Genomic DNA, 23,679 nt, shown 5'->3' on the forward strand with positions numbered 1-23,679 from the left:
CTTTTCTTTATTACTTTCAATACCTTAGCGATCGAAGTGCTATGAAGGTGTTACCCCCATATCAGATCGTTGTCGCGCCGGTTGTGTAGATATATACACTGAGATCACCTCTCAGTTCCTCGGTATGCACAATGTCCGCGCCCGTGCCTGCACGTTCCCGTCGCGAGTCCGCACTGACGGATAGGTTCATCGCTTCGATAAAGAAGTCTGGCGTATACGTCGACGGTGGCGGCCTCGCGCTGCACGTGCTTGAGACTGGCACGATGAGTTGGCGGCTTCGTTACCGCTTCGACGGCCGCGCGGCGATCGCGGTGCTTGGCACATATCCCGCGATGAGCCTCGCAAAGGCGCGCGCGGCAGCCGAAGACGCACGCCGGGAAGTCAAAGTGGGCATCCGGCCGCTCGGGGTCAAGCGTGCGGAACAACGTGCACGGGGCGCGACGCGTGCGAACGGGTCGACGCTCGGGGAAGTCGCCGAGAAGTGGTTCGACATGGCGAAAGCAGACGCTTGGTCGGACAGCACCGCCAAAAAGACACGCGGCAGGCTCGACCTTCATCTCAGGCCGACAGCATTGTGGCAGACGCCGATTCGTGACATCGACGTAGCAACGGTCACCCCGCTTCTCGACAAACTGCACCGCGAAAAGCCAGACACGGCGAAAAAGATAAAGCAAATGCTCAATGGGATATTCCGTTGGGCGTTGGCGCGCGGCGTCGTGCCGCACAACCCCATCCCAGAAACAAGGCCGGGAAGCGGCATGCGAGGCCGGAGGGCAATGGAACGCGAGGGCAAGCGTTTGCCGGCGGTCACCGAACTGCGGGCGTTGGGCGATCTCCTTCGAAGGATCGATCAGGCACAGGCATCGTGGCAGGTACGCGGCGCGCTGTTCCTGTGCGCGATGACCGCACAGCGACCCGGGCGCGTCGTCGCCGCGCGCTGGGACGAATTCAACCTAACCGGGAAGAACCCGGCCTGGACGATCCCCCGCGACCTTCAGAAGAACTCCGACGGTTCGCGCGGCGATCACGTTATTCCGCTTGCGCCGAACGTTGTGAACTGGCTGAAGACGCTTCCGCGCGGCATCGAGTTCGTGTTCGAAACGACGACCGGCCATGTGACGTTGGAGGCGCCGAGCAAGTTACTTCGTTCAATCGGTTTCGCCGGCACACACACCCCGCACGGGTTTAGAAGTTCGTTCTCGACGTTGGCCAACGCGGCGAGCCGTAAGGATGCAAGCCGCATGTTCGATCGCGTCGACATCGAACATGTGCTCGACCACGAAATTCTAAACGATACCGTCCGCAGCTACGACCGCGCGCGCGCCCTGCCCCGACTACGAGTCATTCTTGAATGGTGGGCGACCACTCTCCTGGCCGCGAAGGCACGCTAGCCCCCTCGTCGGCGTTCTGTTGTGTGGAGCTTCGGAGCCTGATTCGCTTTACCAACCACTGGGAGTTCAACTATGCCAACGCAATCGTCTGCGCCCAGGCGCAAGCGCGGGTTGTCTCCGCTCGGTAAGCTGGTCATTCGCGGCGTTGCCCATAAACTGCGCTTCGAGCTTCAGTCCGGATCGACCCGGGCGGAACTGAAAGCTGCGACCGAAGAAGCCGTCGAAGCTTTAATGCACCTGTCGAACCCCCATCGCGGTCGTTCAAGCGAGCGAATCAACGCGGTGATCTCGCACTTTCGCACTCGTCGCATGATCGGTCGTCCGATCACTTATACGGCGGCAGCCCGGTATCACTTGGCATCGGAGGCGTTGTTGAAGCTACGGTCCGCCGCAAGCGAAGCCGAGCTCGTGACTTTCGACGACCTGCAGGAATTCCTTCGATTAGCCCGCGAAATACCCAAGCATACGGTCGACAAACTTGCCAAACGCGCGCGCGCGCGGGCGGTCAAGTTGAAGATTTGATCCCCTTTTGAATCCAAAAGGGTAGCCGCGTCGCAGCCGCGTGCAGACTACCGTTGCCGCACCAGTAACAGATCGGTGCCCCGGCGATGAAGGTGTTGCTCCACGTGCAGGATGTCCGAGAAGCGCTCGGCGAATGCCGAACAACGTTCTACGGCGCGACCGGCAGCTATCACGACCCTGATTTCCCCCTACCCGTTCGACGGCCGGGTCGCGCCCCCCAATGGCTTCAAGCCGACATCGAACGCTTTGCGGCTTCGCTAGCCGATCGTTATCGCGCATCGAAACATCCAGCCCCTGCGACTTGTCTTGCTGCGCCGGCCCGTAACGCTCATGCAGGGCGCGGTCGCCCGCGGAAGGCACGCCCGTTCTCGGAGGTAAATCCGGATGTCGATTGATTCGCGCGAACTTGCGACGAAGTTGAAGTCCATGGCCGAGGCCAGTTACCACGTCCTGGTCGACGTTGCCCGAAGTCCTTCGATTGATGGTTTTCCGTTCGCCCATCAAACGCTCTGGGACATCGGCGAGACATTGCGTCGGTTCACAGCCCACGCGCTCGCCGCGCCCGCGCCCGAGGTTCAGCTCACAATGCACGTCGAACCGGACCATGCGTGGGCGGTCGACCTGCACGAGGCGGCGGAACACCTGAATTGGGTTGCCGGCGGCCTGCGCACCGCGTTGATTGAGGCCGTCCAGCACGCCGACGAAGAAGAGTGGGCATGGGCTGCGCACCAGATGCTCCTGGAGGCGACATGGGCGCTCACTCAACTCGAATGCGTGCACGCCAAAGGGGAACCGTGATGGCCGGGAAGCTCTTCAATCTGAAGGGTCGGTTGGCATCCGGCCCCTACGTCACGATCCCGCGCGCCGTCCTCGAATCGCCGGCTTTCATGAGCAGGTCGGCCAACTCCAAACGTCTGTTGTTCGACCTCATGGCGGGCTTCCGCTTCGGCCACAACGGTGACATCGCGGCTACCAGGACCATCATGCGCAGGCGTGGATGGACGTCTAACTCCTCACTTCAGAGCGCCATCAACGAACTGCTGGCGGCAGGCTTGATCGAGTTGACCAGACAAGGCGGCCTCCATCGATGCTCACTTTTCGCATTCACTTGGATGGCCATCGACGCATGCGAAGGCAAGCTTGATGTTAGGCCGACGGCAACGCCTTCCAGTCTGTGGCAGAAGTTCGAGGTGTCGGGTGCGAATGAAGCACCAGCCTTTGAAGCGGGCCATATCGCCCCTGTGAAAGGGCCATCGAAGCCTTCCCCAAAGGCGCAGCCGGTCGCGGTAGGCCTTCAGACAGGGCCAACTACATTGTCGCCGCGATGTGCGGTGGCCCGCGACAAGGGCACCTTTGAATTCACCATGTCCATAACATCAACGGCGAAGAGGCTACTTGCCTGCCGCACGAAACAGCTTGAGGTGCGTGGAGGGAAGCCGTGGCGACCGAGCCGGGCGCCGAGGGCACGGGGGGGATGGAAAAATCTATGCGCACCGCGGCAGCCGGCCACCCCCTGCGCTTGTAATTAATGGCTTAGGTTCGAAAACCATGAGGTGAGCGATGGCCAGAAAGCCGATTGAATCCCCCGCCCCGCACGTTGTTGGTCCGCCAGAAGATCTCACGGAGGCGGAACTCGCCATGTGGGACCGGGAGTTCAAAGCAGTGCCCTTCGGTCATTTCGTGCGCGCCGACATCCCGGCCATGCGAGATCACGTACACCTTGTGTGCGAAGAGGCAGAAGCGCGAGCAGCAATGTTGGTGCGGAACCGAACCCGTGACGCCACTGCACATTGGCGCGGTGTCTGCGCTGCGGTAATGGGGAGTCGTCGGGCCCTCCGCCTGCTTCCGAATTCGCGGCAAACACCGCGCCGCGCGGGACTGATCGCCGCGGGAAGCGCAAGCGCGGAGCCTGACCTATTCGACAACTCTCGACGCGATTGGCGAAGCCTCTTTCCGAACCCAGTTGCGCCTGACACGGACCGCAAGGGTCGTAAAGGCGGACATTGACTGACAAGCAGTTGCGGCGACGAGGCGGCGTCGCTCATTGTGGCCGCACGAATATCAAATCGCATGTCGCCCTCATCGGCATAGAAACCGAGCCCCGTCGCGCTGCGCGGCCCGGGCAATGAATCTACTTGTAACCCGACAGCACGAAGCAGTGCAGCGCGTGGGCGCCGCTCAGTTCTCGGGCTGGCGACGTGCGATTTCGGTCAGCGTTGCATCCATGCCTTGCGACTTGAACTTGAAGTCGACGTGGTCACCGAGGCGGATTGCAGTCACGTCGATCGCTCCGGTCCGGAACTTCATCGTCATGGGCGGCCACTTCAATTGCGCCACGGGACCGTGCGCGATGGTGATCGTTCCGCCTGCCGGGTCCATTGCTTCGACGACGCCGCTAGCAGTCGCAACGGTAGCGGGCGCGACGTCAGCCATGGCGCGAGCGGACGTCGCCGCCGCAACTGGCTGGGGGCCTGTTTCCTGGGGCGGTCGATCCTGCGAGCACGCGGCCAGCAACATGGGCACAAACAGCAAGGTGAGGTGCTTCATTTCGTTTTCCTGGTTGTAGTGGAATTGTTTCGGGCGAGCTCGCGGCGCCGTAGCAGCACGAACGCGGCGGGGATTACGAGCATCGACAAGAGGGGCGCGCTGATCATGCCGCCGACTATCGGGGCCGCGATGCGTTGCATCACCTCCGACCCTGCACCGCCGCCGATCATGATCGGCAAGAGACCGGCAAGGATGACGGCGACCGTCATCGCCTTCGGCCTGACGCGCTGCACCGCGCCTTCCCGGATGGCTGCGTCGAGTTCGACACCGCCTGCCTCAGGATTGGCTGCGAGTTGTCGCTCCCATGCGTGGCGCAGGTACAGGAGCATGATGATGCCGAACTCCGCGGCAACGCCGGCGAGTGCAATGAATCCAATGAGCGTCGCCACCGACACGGCATGCCCCAGCGCCCAGATCAGCCACAACCCGCCAATCAATGCCAACGGCAGGCTCAGCATGATGACCAGGGCCTCCGAAGCGCGCCGAAAGACGAAGTAGATCAGGCAGAAGATGATCGCCAACGTCGCCGGCACGACGAGACGCAGGCGCTCGCCAGCGCGTTTCAGATACTCGAACTGGCCGGACCAATCCACGGCATAGCCCGCCGGCATCGCCACTTGCTTGGCGACGTTGCGTTGCAAGTCGGCGACAACCGATCCCAGATCGCGTCCCGCCACATCGACGTACACATAGGTGCTCAAGCGCGCGTTGTCGCTGCGGAGCATCGGCGGCCCTTCGCTGAAGGTCAGTTCGGCCACCTGCCCCAGTGTCAGTTGCGCCCCGCCGGGCGCGATGATCGGGAGTTGCGCGAGTGCTGGCAACGAGTCGCGAACCTGGCGCGGGTAGCGCACGACCACCGGGTAGCGTTCGCGTCCCTGAAGGGTCTCTGTGACGGGGCTGCCGCCCACCACCGTCGCAATCAGCCGCTGCACGTCGGCCTGGCTCAGGCCGTACCGTGCCGCCGCGTCGGGTCGAACCGTGACATCGAGATAGCGCCCCCCGGCTATCCGCTCTGCCAGCGCCGAGCTGACGCCCGGGACCGTGCGCGCGATGCGTTCGATGCGATCACTCAACTCGGCCAGCACGGCGACGTCTGGCCCCGACACCTTGATGCCGATCGGGCTCTTGATGCCAGTGGCCAGCATGTCGATTCGGTTGCGGATCGGAGGTACGAACAAGTTCGTGAGCCCCGGCACACGCACGGCGCGATCGAGTTCGACGCGGAGCTTCTCCGGTGTCATCCCCGGCCGCCATTGGCTTCGCGGCTTGAATGTGATTGTGGTCTCGAACATTTCCAGCGGCGCAGGGTCCGTTGCGGTTTCAGCGCGACCTGCCTTGCCGAAAACGTGGTCCACTTCGGGCACGGCCTTGAGCATCCTGTCCGTCAACTGCAGCAGTTGCGCCGTCTTGCCTGCGGACATGCCCGGGAGCGCCGAGGGCATGTACAGCAACGTGCCTTCTTCCAACGGCGGCATGAACTCGCTGCCCAGGCGCAACATCGGGATCGCGCTCAGCAGCAGCGCGGCGCCCCCCAGCGCGAGCGTCAGCTTCGGGAAACGCAGCACGAGGTCAAGCGCTGGTTTGTACATCGCGATCAGCATGCGATTGAGCGGATTGTCCCGCTCGGAGCGAATGTTCCCGCGGATCAGGTAGCCCATCAGCACCGGGATCAGGGTGATGGAGAGGCCCGCTGCCGCGGCCATCGCGTAGGTCTTGGTGAACGCCAGCGGTGAGAACAGCCGCCCTTCCTGCGCCTGCAGCGCGAACACCGGCACGAAGGACAGCGTGATCACCACCAGGCTCACGAACAGGGCCGGGCCGACTTCGCTGGCGGAAGTGGCCATCAACGCCCAGCGTTCGTCGCCTTCCGGCTCGCGCCCATGCGCCCCGCGGAAATGTTCGAGGTGCTTGTGCGCGTTCTCGATCATGACGACCGCCGCATCGACCATCGCGCCGATCGCAATCGCGATACCGCCCAGCGAAAGCAGGTTGGCGGTGATGCCCTGGTAGCGCATGACGATGAACGCCGCGAGCACGCCCAGCGGCAGCGTGATCACCGCGACCAGCGACGAGCGGATGTGCCACAAGAACAGCGCGCACACCAGCGCGACCACGAGGAACTCTTCCCCCAGCTTGCGGGTGAGGTTGTGCACGGCGTGGAGGATCAGCTCGGACCGATCGTACGTCGGCACGATTTCGACACCGCGCGGCAGGCTCGCCTTCAACGCCTGCAGCCGCGCCTTGACGGCTTCGATGGCTACCAACGCATTCTTGCCGGAACGCAGGATGACGACGCCGCCGGCGACCTCGCCTTCCCCGTCGAGTTCGGTGATGCCACGTCGCAGGATAGGCCCGCGTTCCACGGTGGCAATGTCACGCAGGAGGACCGGCACACCGCCTGCGATCATCGAGACCGGCACATTTTCAAAATCCTCGCGCGTGCGCAGATAGCCCTCACTCCGGACCATGAACTCGGCTTCGCCCTGCTCGATCACCGATCCGCCGGTCGCACCGTTCGCGGATTGGATCGCCCCAGTAAGCTGGTCGATGGTGATCCCGCGAGCGGCCAGTGCCCGCGGATCGGGCGTGACCTGCCACGCCTGCACCATGCCGCCCACGCTGGCCACTTCGGCGACGTCGGGCACAGTCTTGAGGTCGTAGCGCAAGAACCAATCTTGCAACGCGCGCAGTTGTCCGAGGTCGTGGCGACCCGTGCGATCGACGAGCGCGTACTCGTAAATCCAGCCCACGCCGGTCGCATCAGGTCCGATCGCAGGATTGACCTGGGCCGGCAAGCGATCGCGCACCTGGCTCAGATATTCGAGGACGCGGGACCGCGCCCAGTACAGATCGGTCTTGTCATCGAACAGCACGTACACAAACGAGTCGCCGAAGAAGGAAAAACCGCGCACCGCTTTCACGCCAGGCACCGACAGCATCGTCGTGGTGAGTGGATAGGTGACCTGATCCTCGACGATGCGTGGCGCCTGGCCGGGCCACTCGGTGCGGATGATGACCTGCGTGTCCGACAGATCGGGCAAGGCATCGAGCGGCGTGTGCATCGTCGACCAGATCCCGACGACCGCTAGCGCAACGGCGGCGAGCAGCACGAACAGCCGATGGGCGATCGACGCCCGGATGATGCGGGCGATCATGGCTGCTGCCCTGCGGCGTCAGGCACATCACGGATGGTGCAGTCCGCGTTCGCCTTCGGGGCAAACTTGGGCACCAGTTGCATGTCCATGAAAGGCGACTTGCCGGGCTTGTCGAAGTGCTTGTCCGGCGCCATCGGGTCGTACCAATACACCACCGGGCATTTCCGTTGGGCGGACGCCGAAGGCGAAGGTGGCATCGTCATCTCCGGCATGCCCGGCATGACGTCGCTCGGCATCTTGTCGCGGTCGGTTGCGTCGAGGCGTTCGAGCGCACCCGAGAGGTTCGCTTCCGAATCAATCAGGAACTGGCCAGAAACCACCACCCGCTCGCCGCCTTTCAAGCCCGTGAGAATCTCGGTCATCCCGCCACCGCTGCGGCCTGCCTCCACATGCACCGCGCGAAAGGTGTCGTCGGCCGCGAGCACTATCACCCGCGCCTGGGACCCGGCGCCGATCAGCGCTTCGGTCGGCACGAGCGGTCGTTCGCCGCCCGCGGACGGATGCAATGCAATGCGCGCGAACATGCCCGGCACGAGCACGCCACGCGGGTTGTCGAGCACGATGCGCGCTTGTTGCGTGCGGCTGTTCGTGTCGACTTGCGACAGCACGGCTTCAACGCGGCCACGAAAGGTTTCGCCCGGCAATGCGTCGACCGTCGCATCCACCGGCGTCCCGTTCGCAATGCCTGCGAGCCCCGCCTGCGGAATGGCGGCTTCGAGCCAGACGGTCTGCGTGCCATTGATGCGGAACAACAACGTGCCCATCGGCGCGGCTTGGCCCTCGCGAACTCCGATTTCACTGACGACGCCGGTGACCGGCGAGGTCAACGTGAGGCGGCCGCGCTGGCCCGTGCCACTCCCTTCGGGAAGACCCAATGCGCGCAATCGTTCATGCGCGGCTGGTCGCAACCCCTGCGCCGCGGGAGAGCTTGCGTTGCCCAGCGCCTGCGCCTCGGCAATCGCGGTGTTCCAACTCGGCGCGATGATGCGGGCCAAAGGCTGTCCTGCCCGCACCCGTTCAAATGGCGCGCGCACATCCAGGTGCTCGACAACCGAATCGACGCGGGCACTGACGATGCGCTCCTGGCGCAAGTCCCAAGTGATCGTGCCGGGCACTTCAAGCGTCGCGCCCAATCGTCCGGGCTTGACCACCGCCGTGCGCATGCCGAGGTTCTGGCGCACGCCGGGTGCAATGGAAATGCCCCCCGATGTCGCCTCATCGGCGTACTTCGGCACCATTGGCATGTCCATGAAGGGCGACTTGCCGGGTTTGTCGAAGTGCTGGTCCGGCACCATCGGGTCGTACCAATAAATGACCTGGCGGTCGGCTGGCTGCATGTTGGGCGAAGCGGTCGTGGATGCGCTCTCGCGGGACCGCCCGAACCAGTAGCCAATGCCGACGGCCGCCAGGAGCGCGACGAATCCGGCAACGATTTGCAAACGGCGATGCGTGGTGGTCATGGCTGCGTCTCCGCGGGCAACAGGAAGGCCAACGCGGCCCAGGCACGTCCCAGTTCACCGAGGTGTTCGGCGTGCGCGAGATGGACATCGAGCTCGTCTCGACGAGCGCTGAGCCATGGTTGCAGATCGCCGCCGGCGCGGTATGCGGCGAGCGTCGTCGCGCTGCGGTCCTGCGCGAGGGGCAACAAGGCGTCCTCGTGCAACACGACCTGGCGTTTCAATCCTTCCCACCGAGCGATATCGGCGCGAATGCGCGCTGCTTCCTGGCGGCGGAGGTCCTCTCGGCTTGCGAGCGCTGCCTGGTAGTCGGCCTCTCGGGCGCTGATTCCACGGTCTTGCCGATTGCGCGAGAAGAGCGGCAAGCCGATGCCCACCTCCAACATGATCATGTCGCTGCGACCACCGGCGCGCTGGCCGTACGAAGCCCCAACGCTCCAGTCCGATCGCTTGTCCGCGCGGGCCACGTCAATCGCGGCCGCCGCTGTTTCGACTTGCGCGGTCGCGGGCAGCAACGGGCCGACCCGATCAACCGCCGCAAGCAACTGGGACTCGGACATCGGGAGCGAATTGAAATCCGGCGCCACGTTGCTCACCTCGACCGCGGCATCACCCACCCAGCGCGCGAGTCCGGCTTGCGCTGCGCGTTTCTCTGCCTGCGTGGCCTCGATGCGGTTGTCGAGTTCGAGCAGGGCGGCTTCGGTGGCGAGTGCGTCGCTGACCGTTTCACTACCGCCCGACACGCGCGCCTTGGCCAGTTTCGCCGCCAGCGCGGCTTGCTCCCTCAGCATCTGCAGCGCTGTCAATTCGCGATGGGCCGACCACACGGCGATCCATGCTTCCGCGGTGGCACGGCGTACCGCCAGCGCTTCTGCCTCCGCCTTGGCCGTCGCCTCGTCGACCTGCCGGTCCGCGAACGACACTCGCGCCAAACGTTTCGCACGGGACGGGATCTCTTGCCACAGACCAATTTTCTTCATGGTCATGTCGTCCGCGCTCGCATCGAACGCATCACTTCCCGTCACCGGATAGTTATCGACGCCAATCGTCAGCCTGGGATCAGGAAGGGCCCCGGCGCGGGCGGCTTCCTCCTGCGCGGCGGCGACGCCGAACCGACGGGCATCGAGCATGGGCGCGCGCGTGCCGGCCAGGCGCAAGGCCTCGGACAATGAGATGTCATCGGCCGCGACCGCAGTCGCGAATGGCGTGGTCAACATGACCACGCTGAAGAAATGGGCGAGCGCGTGCGTTGGCAAGCGCCACGCGCTGCAACGATCGAATCGGGCGTTCATGAAGCCTCCAAAACGGACATGGCGACGCGCGCGGCGCTACTGGCACCGGCGCGGATTGCTACGTCATTTCGGGGGCTAGATCAGAAGGCTGCAGAAACGCAGCCGCGGTGGAGGGTCCGATCGCGCGATCGGCACGTCGGCCTGGACTGCGACGCGGGAGGTGGATTGCAGGACGAGTGGCACGAGCATCGGTGCCGGCAGCGCCAGTGGGGGCACCGACAGTTTCACCGTATCGACGACCACGGAATGTTCCGGATTGCAGTGCTTGTCGCACAGCGCGGGGTTATCCCGGGCCAGGTCCATCCCCATCTCCGCGCAGTGCCCGGCCATTGCCGCCATCCCGGCCGGCATCTGCTCGATGGGGCACAGGTACGCCGCCAGCGCGGCCTGCTGGAACAGCAGGCAGACGATTGCCAACAAGGCAATCCTCAGGCGATGGCGGGCGCGCCGGGTCATGGGCGGGATGTTACTACCGGCCCGGCCGATGGTGGAGCGTCTTGGCGAAGCCTGCATGGCCCCCTCATGCAAGTCCAAGCTCGGACTTGGAAATCACGGCAAAGGTGCTCCGGGCGATCTCGACAACGACGCGCCGATACACCTCCTGCCCCAGCGCGTCGCCGGTCAATTGCCCGATGTACTCCAGCGGCCCCAGATCGCGCTTACTCTCCGGCTCGGGTGAGTTGTTAGGCGTGAGCACGTATCCAGCGCTGCATCGGAACAAGTTGAACGTCATGGTGTGTCGCTCCCCTTGAGTCGCCTGTCGGAATACGTACCTGCCCAGCAACCGCTTTGCATCCGGTCGTCGGCGATGTTCATGGCCTCGGATTCTCGTCGCCGAGCAACGCCTTCATCCTCCGGATCTCGTCGCGCTGCGACGCCAGGATTTCCGCACACAACGCTTGCACTTCGGCGCCATCGCGACCCTTGCGTTCCTCGCACATGAGGATCGCGCCGGCATGGTGCGGGATCATCGAGCGCAGGAACTGGCGTTCGGTCACGGCGGCCTGCTGCCGGATCAGTGCCCAGAAAACGATCATCGCCACGACCCCGATGGACACCAGGAGCGCGTTGCGCTTCTTGTCGGGATACATGCCCCACATGACCAGCAATTCGATCACAAGCATCGGGGCCGCCATCAGCCCAGCCATCCAGGCTTGGTTGACGCTTCCATACACATTCCCCAATCGATCCACCATCGCGTACATCAAGGCGTACATCGCCAGGAACGACAGGCCCATCATCACCAGCAGGCGAACGTAATGCCCGCCGTGCATTTGCTGCTTCGCCTGCTTTCCGTGTGCCGCATGTTCGTGCTGCATGGTGTTTCTCCTTGTCTTGGCTACTGCGAATCGGGGGTGATGCGCGCACCTGCGCCCAGGCGCAGCGCATTGGCCACTACGGAAACCGAACTCAGGCTCATCGCGAGGGCCGCGATCATGGGGCTGAGCAAGAGGTGGAACACCGGGTACAACACACCGGCCGCGATCGGGACGCCGAGCGCGTTGTAGGCGAATGCGAACCCGAGGTTCTGCTTCATGTTGCGCACCGTGGCGTCGGACAGCTCGCGCGCGCGCAGGATGCCGCGCAAGTCGCCCTTGACCAAGGTGACCTGGGCGCTGGACATCGCGACATCCGTGCCCGTGCCCATCGCCACGCCCACGTCGGCCGCTGCCAGCGCCGGTGCATCGTTGATGCCATCGCCCGCCATCGCGACCTGTTTTCCCTGCGCCTGTAGAGCGCGCACGAGCTCCGCCTTGTCTGCCGGACTGACTTCGCCGTGGAACTCGTCGATGCCGAGGCGCGCGGCGACCGCGCGCGCGGTCGTTTCGCCGTCCCCGGTTGCCATGACCACATGCAGGCCGCTGCGCCGCAGCGCCTCCAACGTGGGCAGCGCCGATTCCTTGATCGGGTCGGCAACGGCGAGCAAACCCGCAACGCGACCGTCCATGGCGAGGAACATCACGCTGGCGCCGTCCTTCCGAAACGCTTCCGCCCTGTCCCGCCATTGCGTGATATCCGCGCCGACCTGTTCCATCAAGCGGGTGTTGCCGAGCGCCACGTCGCGCCCTTCGATGTGGCCGCGCACGCCGAACCCGGTCACTGAGTCGAATCCGTCGACGGCAGCAAGTGTCATTTCACGCCGTCGCGCTTCCGCGACGATCGCCGCGGCCAGCGGATGCTCGCTTCCCTGGTCCAGGCTTGCCGCGATGCGCAATACTTCTGCTGGCGCGACACCGTCGGCGCCCACGGCATCGCGATACGCGGGATGCCCTTCGGTCAGCGTGCCCGTCTTGTCGACGATCAAGGTGTCGATGCGACGGATGCGCTCGATCGCTTCCGCATCCTTGAACAACACGCCGCCCGTCGCACCGCGCCCGGTGGCGACCATGATCGACATCGGCGTTGCCAAGCCCAACGCGCACGGGCACGCGATGATCAGCACCGAAATTGCGTTCAGCACCGCGTAGGTCCATGCGGGTTCCGGCCCGAAGAAGCCCCACGCCAGAAACGTGATCGCAGCAGCGGCCAGCACCGCGAGGACGAACCAGTAGGCGACGCGATCGGCCATGCGCTGCATCGGCGCACGCGACCGCTGAGCCTGCGCGACGAGCTGCACGATCTGCGACAGCACGGTGTCGGCGCCCACCTTTTCGGCGCGCATGATGAGCGAGCCGGTGCCGTTGATCGTCGCACCGATCAGGCGCGCGCCCGCGTCCTTGCGCTGCGGGATCGGCTCGCCGGTGATCATCGATTCGTCGACGCTGCCCTGCCCCTCCAACACCGTTCCGTCCACCGGCACCTTTTCTCCGGGGCGCACGCGCAGCCGATCGCCGACGTGCACGTCCTCAAGCTGAACATCCTCTTCGGCGCCGTCGTCTCCGATCCGGCGCGCGGTCTTCGGTGCGAGCCCCAACAACGCCTTGATCGCCGCAGATGTCTTGGACCTTGCGCGCAACTCCAACATCTGTCCCAACAGCGTGAGAGAGACGATGACCACGGCCGCCTCGAAATACACGCCGACACGCCCGTGCGCATGGAACGACGCCGGGAACAGCCCTGGCGCAACGGTGGCGACGACGCTGTACCCGAAAGCCGCCGCCACACCGATGCCGATCAGCGTCCACATATTGGGGCTGCGGTGGCGGATGGATTGCACGCAACGCACGAAGAACGGCAACCCCGCCCACGCTACGACCGGCACGCTGAGCGCCATCTCCAACCACGCCCTTGCCTGCGGCGACAACGCGGTCCATCGATGGCCCCACATCGCGAGCACGACGACCATGATCGTCAACGGCAGCGTTAACCAAAAGCGCCGGGAGAAGTCCCGCAACTCGTGATTCTCGTCGTCGTCCAGGGACGGGAGTTCCGGCTCCAACGCCATGCCACAGATCGGGCAAATGCCCGGGCCGGCCTGGCGAATTTGGGGATGCATCGGACAGGTGTAGATCGTTCCCGCATCCTTCGCGGGCGGCATCGAAACCGCCGTATGCCCGTCACCATGGTGATGCGCGTGGCCATGCGCGTGCGGATTGTCATGATTGGCGTTGTTCATGCTCGGTGGCTCAGTGATGATGACCAGGCTGGCCGTGCGCGGGCACCGTCGACGCGGCGGCCGGCATCTGATGCTCGTGTTGCTCGGCGTGCGCGGACACCGTCGACGAGGACGCGGGCATCTCGTGCTCGTGATGCTCGCCATGCGCTTCTTCCATCTCGTGATCGTCGTTGTCGTGGTGGTGGTGGCCGGTTTCGCCACCTCCGTGCGAGTGCCCTTCGCTATGCGCCACCGTGTCGCGGTAGGCGTCGGCGTCCAGCTTCGGCAGTTTTTGGAGGAACGCGACCATGTTCCAGATGTACTCGTCGTTCATGCTCTTGCCCCAGGCCGGCATGCCCGACGCCTTGATGCCGTGCTTGATTGCCCAGAACGCCTCACGAGGCGGCACTTGCTCGCGCGCCAGGTTGGGTGGCGCTGGGTAAAGACCTTTGCTCAACTCGGTTTCCGCGATACCCGGCGCGAGGTGACATCCCGTGCACATGGCGTCGTAGTTTCCGGCTCCCTGGCGGATACGGGCGGGATCGTTCAACGGCGGTAGCGTGAGCTCTTTCGCGCGGACGGCAATGGACCGTTCGCGCATCGTCCTCAAGAGCGACAACACCGGGCGCGTGTGCGCGTTGTCGGCGCCGATGTCGTACGAACCGGAGTAAACGAATCCAGCGAAGGCGAGCACGCCCACGCCTGACAGGACTGCGAGTGTGAGAAGCGTTGATCGCTTTACGAATGGCATGGTGGCTCTCCCCTTCAAAACCAAACCCTGACGCCCACAACGATGCGGGTGTCGCTCTTGTCTTCGCCCAGCGCGCGACGAAAGTCCGCCGTGTCGCCGAACGCGCGCTCGTACACGACGCCGATGTAGGGTGCGAACTTGCGGTGCACCTCGTACCGAAGTCGAAGTCCCGCCTCCATCGTCGAGAGGCCGGAGCCAACCCCGCGGCGCTCGTCGTCCTTGCCGTTGAAGTTGGCCTCCACAAGCGGTTGCAGGATGAGCCGGTTGGTCAGCAACACCTCGTACTCGGCTTCGATCCGCGCCGCTGTTCGGCCTGACGCGCCGACGTACGCCGTGGCCTCGACTTCAAACTTGTAGGGCGCGATGCCCACGAGACCGATCGCGGCCCAATCTTGCGACTTGCCGGGTTTGAAGTCGTGTCGAACGCCGCCGACGACATCCCACCAGCGAGCGATTGGTCGGCCATACATGACCTCAAGATCGGCGGATTCCGTGCGGTCGTCGACACGCTCGCCTTCGGAACGCAGCCACACCTTGTCGGTGTCGGTGCCGATCCACGCCTGCCCTTCCCAGGCCAGCCCGTTGCCATGGTCGGCATCGAAGGCTTCGAGGCGATTGAACAGGACCTTCGAGTGCACGGTGTTGTCGTGCTCAGCGTGGTGGTGCTCGGTAGGTCGCGCTGCTTCACGGTCCGCGTCGGTCAACGCCGGGATCGGCGTGCGAAGCTCGCCGGGCACGGGCACCGCGCCGTCCATCTGCATCTGCGAATGGTCCATCGTCGGGTGCTCCATCTGCATCTGCGAATGGTCCATCGTCGAGTGGTCGACGGGTTTTTCGGCGCGCGGCTTCTGCGCAGGCTTCTGCTTCTGCTTCGGCTTGGTCGCTGGCTTGGGTGCTGGCTTCGCAGGCGGCGTTGCCTTCGGCGGCTGCGCGGGCTTCGCCGGCATCGGCATCGGCATCGGCATTGACGAATGATCGTGATGTTGCGCGGCCGCGCCGGTCGACAGCATCAACCCGATCGCGAGAGTCTTGAACTTGAACATCTTCATTCTTCGACCCTCACTTCGCGCATCATCCCGGCTTCCATGTGGAACAGAAGGTGGCAGTGGTACGCCCAGCCACCGAGCGCGTCTGCGCGCACGCGGTAGCTGCGCCGCGTTCCCGGCGGGATATCGAGCGTGTGTTTCCGTAGGTGGAAATTGCCGTCATCGTCTTCCAGGTCGCTCCACATGCCGTGCAGGTGGATGGGGTGCGACATCATCGTGTCGTTGACGAGCACGATCCGAAGACGCTCGCCGTAATTCAGTCGCAGGGGTTCAACCTCCGAGAACTTCTGGCCATTGAAGCCCCATACGAAGCGTTCCATGTGGCCCGTGAGGTGCAATTCGATTTCGCGGCCGGGGTCGCGGCCATCGGGGTCCTCGAACGCGCTCTTCAACATGCCGTAGCTGAGGACCTTGCGGCCGTTGTCGCGCAGGCCGATGCCGGGATCGTCGAGCCGCGGCATGGGCGACATCGTTTGCATGTCGACGAACGGATTGCCGGCTTCGCTTGTCGGATGCACCGGCATCGCGGCGCCATGCTGCATGCCGGGCATGTCGTGCCCCATGCCCGCATGGTCCATCCCAGCCATGTCGTGTTGCATCGCGCCAGGTTGCATCCCCGCCATGTCGTGCTGCATCGCGCCGCCGCCCATGCCGGGCATGTCATGTCCCATGCCGCCGTGACCCATGTCAGCCATCGCCAGGATCGCGCGCGGGTCAAGCGAGGGCACGGGCGCGCGCAGCCCGTCGCGCACCGCGAGCGTGCCGCTGATGTAGCCCGTGTGGGCCATGTCCTGCGCGAAGATCGTGTAGGCGTCTTGCCCGGTCGGTTCGACGATGACGTCGTACGTTTCCGCAGGCGCCATCCGGAACTCATCGACCGTCACCGGATGCACGTACTGCCCGTCGGCGGCGACCACCGTCATCTTGAGGCCCGGGATGCGCACGTCGAAGTAGGTCATCGACGAGCCGTTGATGAAGCGCAGGCGCACCTTTTCGCCGGACCGGAACAGGCCGGTCCAGTTCGCGAGCGACGTCGCGCCATTCATCAGGTAGGTGTAGGTATTCGCGTTGACGTCCGACAGGTCGGTCGGCGTCATCCGCATCTTGCCCCACAACTTGCGGTCGTCGATCGTGGCGGACAGACCATCGCGCTTCGCGTCGCGCATGAAATCGCCGACGGTGCGCTTGTAGTAGTTGTCGTACCCCGGCATCTTCTTCAAGCGCGCGAACAGTGCCGTGGGGTCGAGATCGGTCCAGTCGGTGAGCATCACGACGTGCTCGCGATCGTATGAGAACGGCTCGGACGCGATGGGGTCGATGACGAGCGGCCCGTAGAGCCCGGCCTGCTCCTGGAACCCGGAGTGGCTGTGATACCAGTACGTGCCGCCCTGCTTCACCGTGAAGCGATAGTGGTACGTCTCGCCGCGCCCGATGCCGTCAAAGCTGATGCCCGGCACGCCATCCATGTTGGCGGGCAGCAGGATGCCGTGCCAATGGATCGAGGCTTCATGCCCGTGGATCGATCCGGCGGGCAGCGCGTTGCTCACGCGCAGGTTGACCGTCGTGCCTTCCTTCCAGCGCAACAAGGGCGCGGGGATGGAGCCGTTGACGGTAATGGCCGTGCGCGTGCGGCCGGTGAAGTTGGCCGGCGACTCGCCGATGACTAGGTCGAACTCGGTGCCGCTCAACGTGGCGTTGCGCGTGACACCAGGGGAAGCGCGCAGCGGGAAGCCGCCGAAGCCGGCCAGTACGCCGGCTGCGGCAAGACCTTGCAAAAACTGACGACGCGCCGGATAGACAGGCGCTCCTAGAAAACGATCGGAAGACATCCAACCACTCCAAAGAATCGGGCATGCGTACGCGATCGAACGCGCACGAGCGGAAGCGCCACGCAGGCGCTGGGGGTCCGCTTAGCCGATGGGAGGTCGGATCAGGTGTGGAAGCGCCGGGCTCGCGAACGAAACGCGCAACGCAGCGACGGGCGCGGCCGAAGGTAGCGTCGAGATGGCAAACGCCCCGAACGCAGGGATCGTGGGCGCGTGCGAAACGCAACTGCACAGGCAGGCGCCCGGCAGGCAGCAGTCGTAATGCGCGGCCGGTGGTGCGGGTGCGTTGTGGTCGGCAGCCATGGCCGCATGCATCATCGCCGGCATGGCGTGGTCCGCAGCCATCGCCGCGTGCGTCATCCCTGGCATGTCGTGGCACGGCCGTTCGGCAAATTGCCCGGCGGCGGGCGTAGCAGCCATGCCGGCGTTGAAGGCCATCATCGTGCTCGCATACACCGCCGACGTGCCGTTCGCCACGAGGGCGATGCACAGCAGTAGGCGAAGCAGGATGGACCGGAGACGCATGGCGGCACTCTACCCGAACCAGGCGGAGGACAGGTCAACTGTACCCGCGGCAGGTTTTCGGCGGGGCCAGCTCGGCTGCGACGCCGTCCTCATGCGCGGCGATGCCTGGTGGACAGCAGCAGGGCAATGCACGCGGCTGCCGCGATGTCGAAGGTGCCGCAGAAGGCGGGCCACCATGCAGGCATGCCGGGATTGGTCACGAGCGGGTGGAGCACGAAGTCGAAGACGCCGTGTGCCGCAAGTCCAACGACGATGAGCCAATGCCAGCGCCTGAAGCCTGCGACGGCGGCAAGGAGGAAGGCGGTCGCGATCGCTGATTCCACCACCATCGCCGATATCGAACCTGCCATCGCCGCGAACAGCACGTAGTACGACGCGACCACCATCAAAAGCGTGGCGTGGAAGGAGCGGTCGCGCGAGAAACCCGACAATGCCGCCAGTCCGAGCAAGATGAACGCGACCAGGGTGCCTGCGATGTAACCCATTGCGGTGCCTCCACTCATCGAGGGGTTCAGACGGGCACGACCCGGGCCCGACTTGGGCGAGTCTGCGGATGGATGGGACGGGTGTAAATGGCACGGTGCGGGATCATTGGGGCCCGGAACTAGCGAGCCTCGCGGATCAGACGTACTGCGTGGGGGGTCGCGTGCCGTTCCAGATCGCATCCTCGATCGACCCGTCGAGAACCGATCTGATGTGGAAACCGCGCGCTTCGATGGCCGTGCATGCTTGTTCGAGCGACATCCGGCCCGCGATGCCTACATGGCGCGTGCCCGCATCGACCTTGATGCGCGCGCCGATGTCGATATCAAGCACCGCGTCTACGATGGCACGCACGCAATCGCCGCAGCGAATGCCGTCAACGAGGAATTTCATTTCGCCTCTCCGATCAGGCTTGGCACGTACCGCAGCAAGCTTTCGGCGCGTCCTGCACCGACACCACTCGATAACCTTCCGATTCGATCGCTGCGGTCGCCAGGCCGGCGTCCACGCCGCCCTTGATGATCACGCTGCCGCCGGCGACATCCACCTGCACGGTTGCATTCGCATCCAACGACTGGATGGCCTTGGTGATTGCGCGGACGCAATGCCCGCACGTCATCCCTTCGACGATCAGTTTCATGGCCTTCTCCCGTCCGGCGAATTGCCGGCGGAAGGAGACTCCGGCTTACCCCGATGGGAAGGTCAAGCGGAAGCAACCCATGGGATGCGGTGGTTGACCTTCCCCTCATGGGAAGCCCGAAAGTGCGCCGCATCCTTCCCGAGGCCATCGCCATGAACGCCATCGCCGTCCCCTCGAACGCAGCGCAGCGGACCATGGAGTTCGCCATCGAGGGCATGACCTGCGCGTCCTGCGTGGCCCGCATCGAGCGCGCGTTGCGAAAGGTGCCTGGCGTGGTCGGGGCCACCGTCAACCTGGCCACGGAACGAGCGTCCGTCCACGTCGATGACGACGTAGCCGATGAGGCGCTGCACGCCGCGGTGGTCGATGCCGGATACGCCGTCAAAGCGGCCAACCCGCGCATGCCCGAATACGAGGCCTCGGTGTCTGGCATGTCGACCGAAGCACGCAACCTGATCGTCGCCGCAGTCTTGTCGCTGCCGCTCATGCTGCCGATGGCAGCCATGCCTTTCGGGCTGCACTGGGGCCTGCCGGGCTGGTGGCAATTGGCACTCGCTGCGCCGGTGCAGTTCGGGCTCGGCCTGCGCTTCTACAAATCAGCGTGGAAGGCCGTGCGCGCAGGCACGGGCAACATGGACCTGCTCGTCGCGCTGGGCACGTCGGCGGGATTCGGGTTGAGCCTGTTCAACCTGCTGCGCGCACCAGGTCACCACGGCAACTGGCCGCTGTACTTCGAGGCGTCGGCCGCGGTGACCACGTTGGTCTTGCTCGGCAAGTGGCTGGAAGGACGCGCGAAGCGACAGACCACTGAGGCGATAGGAGCGTTGCAGGCGCTGCGGCCGGGCACGGCGCGCGTCATCCGCGACGGCGTCGAGCAAGACCTTGTGATCGACGCGGTCGTCACCAGCGACGTCGTGATCGTGCGTCCCGGCGAGCGCTTCCCCGTGGATGGCGATGTGGTCGAAGGCCGCACGCATGCCGACGAATCGCTGGTCACGGGCGAATCGCTGCCGGTGGCAAAGGAGGTCGGCGACCGTGTTACCGGCGGCGCCATCAACGGCGATGGTCGCGTTGTATTGCGCGCGACGGCGGTCGGCTCCGAAAGCGTGCTGGCCCGCATCATCCGCATGGTCGAGGAAGCGCAAGGGCGCAAGGCGCCGATCCAACAGGTCGTTGATCGGGTGAGCGCCGTGTTCGTCCCCGTCGTGGTGGGGATCTCGCTCGTTACCTTCGCTGCCTGGGGCCTTGGGACCAGCGATTGGAGCGCGGCGATCCTGCACGCGATCGCGGTGCTCGTCATCGCCTGTCCGTGCGCCCTGGGCCTGGCGACGCCGACGGCGGTGATGGCAGGCACAGGCGTCGCGGCGCGCGCCGGCGTGCTGTTCAAGGATGCCGAGGCGCTGGAAATCGCCAAGCACGTAGCGATCGTCGCGTTCGACAAGACCGGCACACTGACCGAAGGCAAACCTGTCCTCGCCCAGCGCGCGGCCGTCGACGGCGATGCGCGTGAACTTCTGCGCCTCGCCGCGTCGATGCAGTCGGGGTCCGAGCATCCGCTTGCGAAGGCCGTGGTCGCCGCATACGACGAGGTCGTGGCGACGGCCGACGATGTTCAGGCTGTCCCGGGTCGCGGTTTGCGTGGTTCGGTTGAAGGCCGCGAACTCTTCCTGGGGAGCACCCTGTGGATGCGCGAGGAAGGTGTCGACCTGTCACCGCTGGCGGAGCGTCAAGCTGTGCTCACCTCGTCGGGCCATTCGGTGTCCTGGCTTGCCGAGCGTACGCACGCTGGTGTTCGACTTCTCGGCTTGCTGTCCTTCCGTGACCAGCCGCGCCCCGGGGCACGAGAAGCGATCGCGCGCCTCCATGGCATGGGCCTGCGCACGATCATGATCTCCGGCGACAATCGCAGCGCGGCCGAGACCGTCGCACGCGCGCTAGGCATTGACGAAGTCCGTGCCGAAGTCCTCCCGGGTGGCAAGGCCGACGTCGTGCGCGAGTTGCAGCGCGACGGTCGCGTTGCCATGGTCGGCGACGGCATCAACGACGCGCCCGCCCTCGCCGCCGCCGACGTCGGCATCGCGATGGGCAGCGGCACCGACGTCGCGATGCACGCAGCCGGCATCACGCTCATGCGCTCCGAGCCATCCCTGGTCGCCGACGCCATCGACATCTCCCGCCGCACCACGCGCAAGATTCACCAGAACCTGTTCTGGGCGTTCGGCTATAACGTCGTCGGCCTGCCGCTCGCCGCGATGGGACTCCTCGACCCGGTTATTGCCAGCGCCGCGATGGCCTTCTCGTCGGTCAGCGTCGTGTCGAATACCCTGTTGCTGCGCCGCTGGTCGCCGTCGCCGTGAGGACCTCTTCCATGCCCCGTAAAGCCCCACGCCCCGAACTTGCCGACGCCAAGTCGCAAGGCTTCCACAACATCGGCGAGGCCGCCGCGCTCACCGGAATCAGTGCGAAGATGATCCGGCACTACGAGAGCATCGACCTGATCCCGGAGGCGGGCCGCACCTTCGCCGGCTACCGCATCTACACCGACAACGACCTGCACCGCATCCGCTTCATCAAGCGCGCACGCACGCTGGGCTTCTCCATGAAGGAAATCGCGAACCTGCTCGGCCTGTGGGACGACCGCGGGCGCGCCAGCGCAGACGTGAAGAAGCTCGCGCACCAGCATGCGCAAGCGCTGGCGGAAAAGATCGCGGAAATGCAGTCGATGCAGCGGACGCTCGAAGACCTCGCGCGCCGTTGCCACGGCGATGCGCGACCGGAGTGTCCGATCCTCGACGACCTCGCTTCGTAGTGGGCCGCACCGCCAAGAAGTGAGACTCTCGACGACAGGAGCGCGCGGCAAAAGCCCGCCATCTCCGCGCCCGGCGAGCGCGAGTATGCTTCCGCGGCGGGATGTGGATTCTGTGCCGGATACTGACTGGGCGCGTCTGCCGACGGCCACATTGGTAATCAACGAGTTGAGGAGACCCGGAGTGGGCGATTGCTGCGGTTGCGACCTCGATATCAAGGCCATGCAGGAAGCGCAGAAGCGCGTCCTCCGCACGGTCATGCTGATCAACATCGCGACCTTCGGGATGATGGTCGGCGCGGCTTGGTACAGCCGATCATCGGCGCTCCTGTCAGGCACGCTGGACAACCTCGGCGACGCTGTAACGTACGCACTCAGCCTGTCTGTTGTCGCGGCCGGAGCGCGCGCCAAGGCTCGTGTAGCCGTATTCAAAGGGGCGCTCATTTCGTGCGCCGCACTCGGCGTTGCGATTCAGATCGGATGGCGACTGGCGCACCCGACGGTGCCAATCTTTGAAGGCATGGGTGTCGCCGCGATCCTCAACCTCGCAGCAAATCTGTATTGCCTGCGCCTCCTGAATCCGTACCGTGCCGGCGACGTCAACATGGCTTCCGCGTGGGAGTGCTCGCGCAACGACGTCTTCGAGGGGATTGCCGTCATCGTCGCGACGGTCGCCGTGTGGGTGTTCGATGCGGGATGGCCCGACATCGTCGTGGCGATTGCGCTCCTGTTGCTGTTCCTGCGGTCCGCATTTCGCGTCCTGCGATCGGCGACATTGGCCTACCGCGCCTCGCCGTCCAACACCTGAACCCGCGACGCTCGCCAGGGGTTGACCTCGCTCCATATTTCGATATTCTCGGAACCATGGAAATGCCATCCGCCCTCGCCAGCCTCTCCGCCCTCGGTCACGAGTCCCGCCTCCGCGCGTTCCGCCGCCTCGTCGAGGCCGGCACCGACGGCATGCCGGTAGGCGAACTGCGCGAACACCTGGACCTCCCCGCCGCGACGTTGACCGCGCACCTCAACGTGCTGCGTGGGTCCGGGCTCGTGGTCGACCAGCGCGAGGGCCGGGTGATCCGCGTGCGCGCGAACTACGACCAGATGAACGCGCTGATCGCCTACCTCACCGAGAACTGCTGCGCCGGGACCGCGGACTGCGGCCCCACACCCATCGCCTGCAAGCCACGCAAGAAAGGAGCCCCGAAGTGAACCGCTTCCACGTACACCTCAACGTCGCCGACCTCGCCGCCAGCATCCGCTTCTATTCGCAGCTTTTCGCCACACAGCCCACCGTCGTGAAGGACGACTACGCGAAGTGGATGCTCGAAGACCCGCGCGTGAACTTCGCGATATCCAATACCGGGCGCGCAACGGGCATTGATCACCTGGGCCTGCAAGTCGACAACGGCGACGAGCTCGTCGCGCTCGGCAAACGCCTGGACGCCGCGGGCGGCACCGTGGTTCCAGAGGAGGCGACGATCTGCTGCTACGCGCGCTCCGACAAGAACTGGACCGAAGACCCGCAGGGCACTCGCTGGGAAACGTTCCACACGTTCGGCGAGGCGACGACGTACCACGCGGGCGATGCCGCCTGCGCGACCGACGGCGCGGCATGCACGCCGAACGTCGCTGAGATCAAGCCTAAGGTCGACAAGGGCACGTCCTGCTGCTCGCCCGCCGCCGCGTGCTGCTGAGGGCGCAGA

General features: G+C 65.0%; 23 protein-coding genes. 8 read left to right on the forward strand and 15 right to left on the reverse strand.

Going from position 1 to position 23,679, the window contains the following annotated elements:
• Window positions 1-131 precede the first annotated feature (131 nt).
• From LYSHEL_RS14655 to LYSHEL_RS14665, 3 genes are all read left to right on the forward strand, one after another.
• Complete coding sequence (locus tag LYSHEL_RS14655; protein ID WP_213434784.1) at window positions 132-1,391, forward strand: tyrosine-type recombinase/integrase; 1,260 nt, start codon at window positions 132-134, stop codon at window positions 1,389-1,391.
• Window positions 1,392-1,463: 72 nt separating this feature from the next.
• Complete coding sequence (locus tag LYSHEL_RS14660; protein ID WP_213434785.1) at window positions 1,464-1,913, forward strand: hypothetical protein; 450 nt, start codon at window positions 1,464-1,466, stop codon at window positions 1,911-1,913.
• 384 nt (window positions 1,914-2,297) lie between these two features.
• Window positions 2,298-2,711, forward strand: coding sequence for a hypothetical protein (locus LYSHEL_RS14665; RefSeq protein ID WP_213434786.1), 414 nt, complete (start codon window positions 2,298-2,300; stop codon window positions 2,709-2,711).
• A gap of 1,380 nt (window positions 2,712-4,091) precedes the next feature.
• On the opposite strand, the gene LYSHEL_RS14670 is transcribed toward LYSHEL_RS14665, so the two are convergent.
• From LYSHEL_RS14670 to LYSHEL_RS14740, 15 genes are all read right to left on the reverse strand, one after another.
• Entirely contained in the window at window positions 4,092-4,460 is a 369-nt protein-coding gene (locus tag LYSHEL_RS14670; protein WP_213434787.1) for a copper-binding protein, read from the reverse strand.
• Window positions 4,457-7,615, reverse strand: coding sequence for an efflux RND transporter permease subunit (locus tag LYSHEL_RS14675; RefSeq protein ID WP_213434788.1), 3,159 nt, complete (start codon window positions 7,613-7,615; stop codon window positions 4,457-4,459). The genes LYSHEL_RS14670 and LYSHEL_RS14675 overlap by 4 nt, the downstream gene beginning before the upstream one ends.
• The gene (locus LYSHEL_RS16055) at window positions 7,612-9,075 is read right to left on the reverse strand and encodes an efflux RND transporter periplasmic adaptor subunit (protein WP_213434789.1); all 1,464 of its coding nucleotides are present in this window, start codon (window positions 9,073-9,075) and stop codon (window positions 7,612-7,614) included. Before LYSHEL_RS16055 ends, LYSHEL_RS14675 begins: the two co-directional genes overlap by 4 nt.
• Entirely contained in the window at window positions 9,072-10,364 is a 1,293-nt protein-coding gene (locus LYSHEL_RS14685) for a TolC family protein (protein WP_244858567.1), read from the reverse strand. The genes LYSHEL_RS16055 and LYSHEL_RS14685 overlap by 4 nt, the downstream gene beginning before the upstream one ends.
• A gap of 75 nt (window positions 10,365-10,439) precedes the next feature.
• Window positions 10,440-10,820, reverse strand: a complete 381-nt coding sequence (locus LYSHEL_RS14690) for a hypothetical protein (RefSeq protein ID WP_244858568.1) — start codon at window positions 10,818-10,820, stop codon at window positions 10,440-10,442.
• Window positions 10,821-10,884: 64 nt separating this feature from the next.
• A complete protein-coding gene (locus LYSHEL_RS14695) occupies window positions 10,885-11,097 on the reverse strand; it encodes a hypothetical protein (RefSeq protein ID WP_213434790.1) in 213 nt (70 codons plus the stop codon).
• 79 nt (window positions 11,098-11,176) lie between these two features.
• Window positions 11,177-11,683: a DUF305 domain-containing protein gene (locus LYSHEL_RS14700; protein ID WP_213434791.1), complete on the reverse strand. Its 507-nt coding sequence runs from the start codon at window positions 11,681-11,683 to the stop codon at window positions 11,177-11,179.
• A 20-nt stretch (window positions 11,684-11,703) separates the two neighbouring features.
• Window positions 11,704-13,800 (reverse strand): copper-transporting P-type ATPase, encoded by a 2,097-nt coding sequence (locus LYSHEL_RS14705; protein WP_213437859.1) that lies wholly within the window; start codon window positions 13,798-13,800, stop codon window positions 11,704-11,706.
• A 130-nt stretch (window positions 13,801-13,930) separates the two neighbouring features.
• A complete protein-coding gene (locus LYSHEL_RS14710; protein WP_244858569.1) occupies window positions 13,931-14,593 on the reverse strand; it encodes a c-type cytochrome in 663 nt (220 codons plus the stop codon).
• A gap of 71 nt (window positions 14,594-14,664) precedes the next feature.
• Complete coding sequence (locus LYSHEL_RS14715) at window positions 14,665-15,699, reverse strand: copper resistance protein B (RefSeq protein WP_213434793.1); 1,035 nt, start codon at window positions 15,697-15,699, stop codon at window positions 14,665-14,667.
• Complete coding sequence (locus LYSHEL_RS14720; protein WP_213434794.1) at window positions 15,696-17,525, reverse strand: copper resistance system multicopper oxidase; 1,830 nt, start codon at window positions 17,523-17,525, stop codon at window positions 15,696-15,698. Before LYSHEL_RS14720 ends, LYSHEL_RS14715 begins: the two co-directional genes overlap by 4 nt.
• Before the next feature lie 81 nt (window positions 17,526-17,606).
• A complete protein-coding gene (locus LYSHEL_RS14725; protein ID WP_213434795.1) occupies window positions 17,607-18,047 on the reverse strand; it encodes a CopL family metal-binding regulatory protein in 441 nt (146 codons plus the stop codon).
• Between the two features lie 89 nt (window positions 18,048-18,136).
• Window positions 18,137-18,532, reverse strand: a complete 396-nt coding sequence (locus LYSHEL_RS14730) for a hypothetical protein (protein WP_213498459.1) — start codon at window positions 18,530-18,532, stop codon at window positions 18,137-18,139.
• A 136-nt stretch (window positions 18,533-18,668) separates the two neighbouring features.
• Window positions 18,669-18,923: a heavy-metal-associated domain-containing protein gene (locus LYSHEL_RS14735; protein ID WP_213434797.1), complete on the reverse strand. Its 255-nt coding sequence runs from the start codon at window positions 18,921-18,923 to the stop codon at window positions 18,669-18,671.
• Window positions 18,924-18,936: 13 nt separating this feature from the next.
• Window positions 18,937-19,170, reverse strand: coding sequence for a heavy-metal-associated domain-containing protein (locus LYSHEL_RS14740; RefSeq protein ID WP_213434798.1), 234 nt, complete (start codon window positions 19,168-19,170; stop codon window positions 18,937-18,939).
• Window positions 19,171-19,322: 152 nt separating this feature from the next.
• On the opposite strand from LYSHEL_RS14740, the gene LYSHEL_RS14745 reads away from it, so the two are divergent.
• The 5 genes from LYSHEL_RS14745 to LYSHEL_RS14765 all read left to right on the forward strand — a co-directional run bounded on the left by LYSHEL_RS14745 (window position 19,323) and on the right by LYSHEL_RS14765 (window position 23,670).
• Window positions 19,323-21,527 (forward strand): heavy metal translocating P-type ATPase, encoded by a 2,205-nt coding sequence (locus tag LYSHEL_RS14745; protein ID WP_244858570.1) that lies wholly within the window; start codon window positions 19,323-19,325, stop codon window positions 21,525-21,527.
• A gap of 11 nt (window positions 21,528-21,538) precedes the next feature.
• Window positions 21,539-21,979: a Cu(I)-responsive transcriptional regulator gene (gene cueR, locus LYSHEL_RS14750; protein ID WP_213434800.1), complete on the forward strand. Its 441-nt coding sequence runs from the start codon at window positions 21,539-21,541 to the stop codon at window positions 21,977-21,979.
• A 220-nt stretch (window positions 21,980-22,199) separates the two neighbouring features.
• Entirely contained in the window at window positions 22,200-22,784 is a 585-nt protein-coding gene (locus LYSHEL_RS14755; protein WP_244858571.1) for a cation efflux transmembrane domain-containing protein, read from the forward strand.
• A 62-nt stretch (window positions 22,785-22,846) separates the two neighbouring features.
• Window positions 22,847-23,185, forward strand: coding sequence for an ArsR/SmtB family transcription factor (locus LYSHEL_RS14760; protein ID WP_341868563.1), 339 nt, complete (start codon window positions 22,847-22,849; stop codon window positions 23,183-23,185).
• The gene (locus tag LYSHEL_RS14765) at window positions 23,182-23,670 is read left to right on the forward strand and encodes an ArsI/CadI family heavy metal resistance metalloenzyme (protein ID WP_213434803.1); all 489 of its coding nucleotides are present in this window, start codon (window positions 23,182-23,184) and stop codon (window positions 23,668-23,670) included. Before LYSHEL_RS14760 ends, LYSHEL_RS14765 begins: the two co-directional genes overlap by 4 nt.
• Window positions 23,671-23,679: the final 9 nt, after the last annotated feature.

It is taken from the genome of Lysobacter helvus, assembly GCF_018406645.1.
GTDB lineage: Bacteria > Pseudomonadota > Gammaproteobacteria > Xanthomonadales > Xanthomonadaceae > Noviluteimonas > Noviluteimonas caseinilytica.

Bases quoted from the DNA above. Each gene is read 5' to 3' on its own strand.
- LYSHEL_RS14655 (WP_213434784.1), top strand. From the start codon at position 132: ATGTCCGCGCCCGTGCCTGCACGTTCCCGTCGCGAGTCCGCACTGACG.
- LYSHEL_RS14660 (WP_213434785.1), top strand. From the start codon at position 1,464: ATGCCAACGCAATCGTCTGCGCCCAGGCGCAAGCGCGGGTTGTCTCCG.
- LYSHEL_RS14665 (WP_213434786.1), top strand. From the start codon at position 2,298: ATGTCGATTGATTCGCGCGAACTTGCGACGAAGTTGAAGTCCATGGCC.
- LYSHEL_RS14670 (WP_213434787.1), bottom strand. From the start codon at position 4,460: ATGAAGCACCTCACCTTGCTGTTTGTGCCCATGTTGCTGGCCGCGTGC.
- LYSHEL_RS14675 (WP_213434788.1), bottom strand. From the start codon at position 7,615: ATGATCGCCCGCATCATCCGGGCGTCGATCGCCCATCGGCTGTTCGTG.
- LYSHEL_RS16055 (WP_213434789.1), bottom strand. From the start codon at position 9,075: ATGACCACCACGCATCGCCGTTTGCAAATCGTTGCCGGATTCGTCGCG.
- LYSHEL_RS14685 (WP_244858567.1), bottom strand. From the start codon at position 10,364: ATGAACGCCCGATTCGATCGTTGCAGCGCGTGGCGCTTGCCAACGCAC.
- LYSHEL_RS14690 (WP_244858568.1), bottom strand. From the start codon at position 10,820: ATGACCCGGCGCGCCCGCCATCGCCTGAGGATTGCCTTGTTGGCAATC.
- LYSHEL_RS14695 (WP_213434790.1), bottom strand. From the start codon at position 11,097: ATGACGTTCAACTTGTTCCGATGCAGCGCTGGATACGTGCTCACGCCT.
- LYSHEL_RS14700 (WP_213434791.1), bottom strand. From the start codon at position 11,683: ATGCAGCACGAACATGCGGCACACGGAAAGCAGGCGAAGCAGCAAATG.
- LYSHEL_RS14705 (WP_213437859.1), bottom strand. From the start codon at position 13,800: ATGCATCCCCAAATTCGCCAGGCCGGCCCGGGCATTTGCCCGATCTGT.
- LYSHEL_RS14715 (WP_213434793.1), bottom strand. From the start codon at position 15,699: ATGAAGATGTTCAAGTTCAAGACTCTCGCGATCGGGTTGATGCTGTCG.
- LYSHEL_RS14720 (WP_213434794.1), bottom strand. From the start codon at position 17,525: ATGTCTTCCGATCGTTTTCTAGGAGCGCCTGTCTATCCGGCGCGTCGT.
- LYSHEL_RS14725 (WP_213434795.1), bottom strand. From the start codon at position 18,047: ATGCGTCTCCGGTCCATCCTGCTTCGCCTACTGCTGTGCATCGCCCTC.
- LYSHEL_RS14730 (WP_213498459.1), bottom strand. From the start codon at position 18,532: ATGGGTTACATCGCAGGCACCCTGGTCGCGTTCATCTTGCTCGGACTG.
- LYSHEL_RS14735 (WP_213434797.1), bottom strand. From the start codon at position 18,923: ATGAAATTCCTCGTTGACGGCATTCGCTGCGGCGATTGCGTGCGTGCC.
- LYSHEL_RS14740 (WP_213434798.1), bottom strand. From the start codon at position 19,170: ATGAAACTGATCGTCGAAGGGATGACGTGCGGGCATTGCGTCCGCGCA.
- LYSHEL_RS14745 (WP_244858570.1), top strand. From the start codon at position 19,323: ATGAACGCCATCGCCGTCCCCTCGAACGCAGCGCAGCGGACCATGGAG.
- cueR (WP_213434800.1), top strand. From the start codon at position 21,539: ATGCCCCGTAAAGCCCCACGCCCCGAACTTGCCGACGCCAAGTCGCAA.
- LYSHEL_RS14755 (WP_244858571.1), top strand. From the start codon at position 22,200: ATGCAGGAAGCGCAGAAGCGCGTCCTCCGCACGGTCATGCTGATCAAC.
- LYSHEL_RS14760 (WP_341868563.1), top strand. From the start codon at position 22,847: ATGCCATCCGCCCTCGCCAGCCTCTCCGCCCTCGGTCACGAGTCCCGC.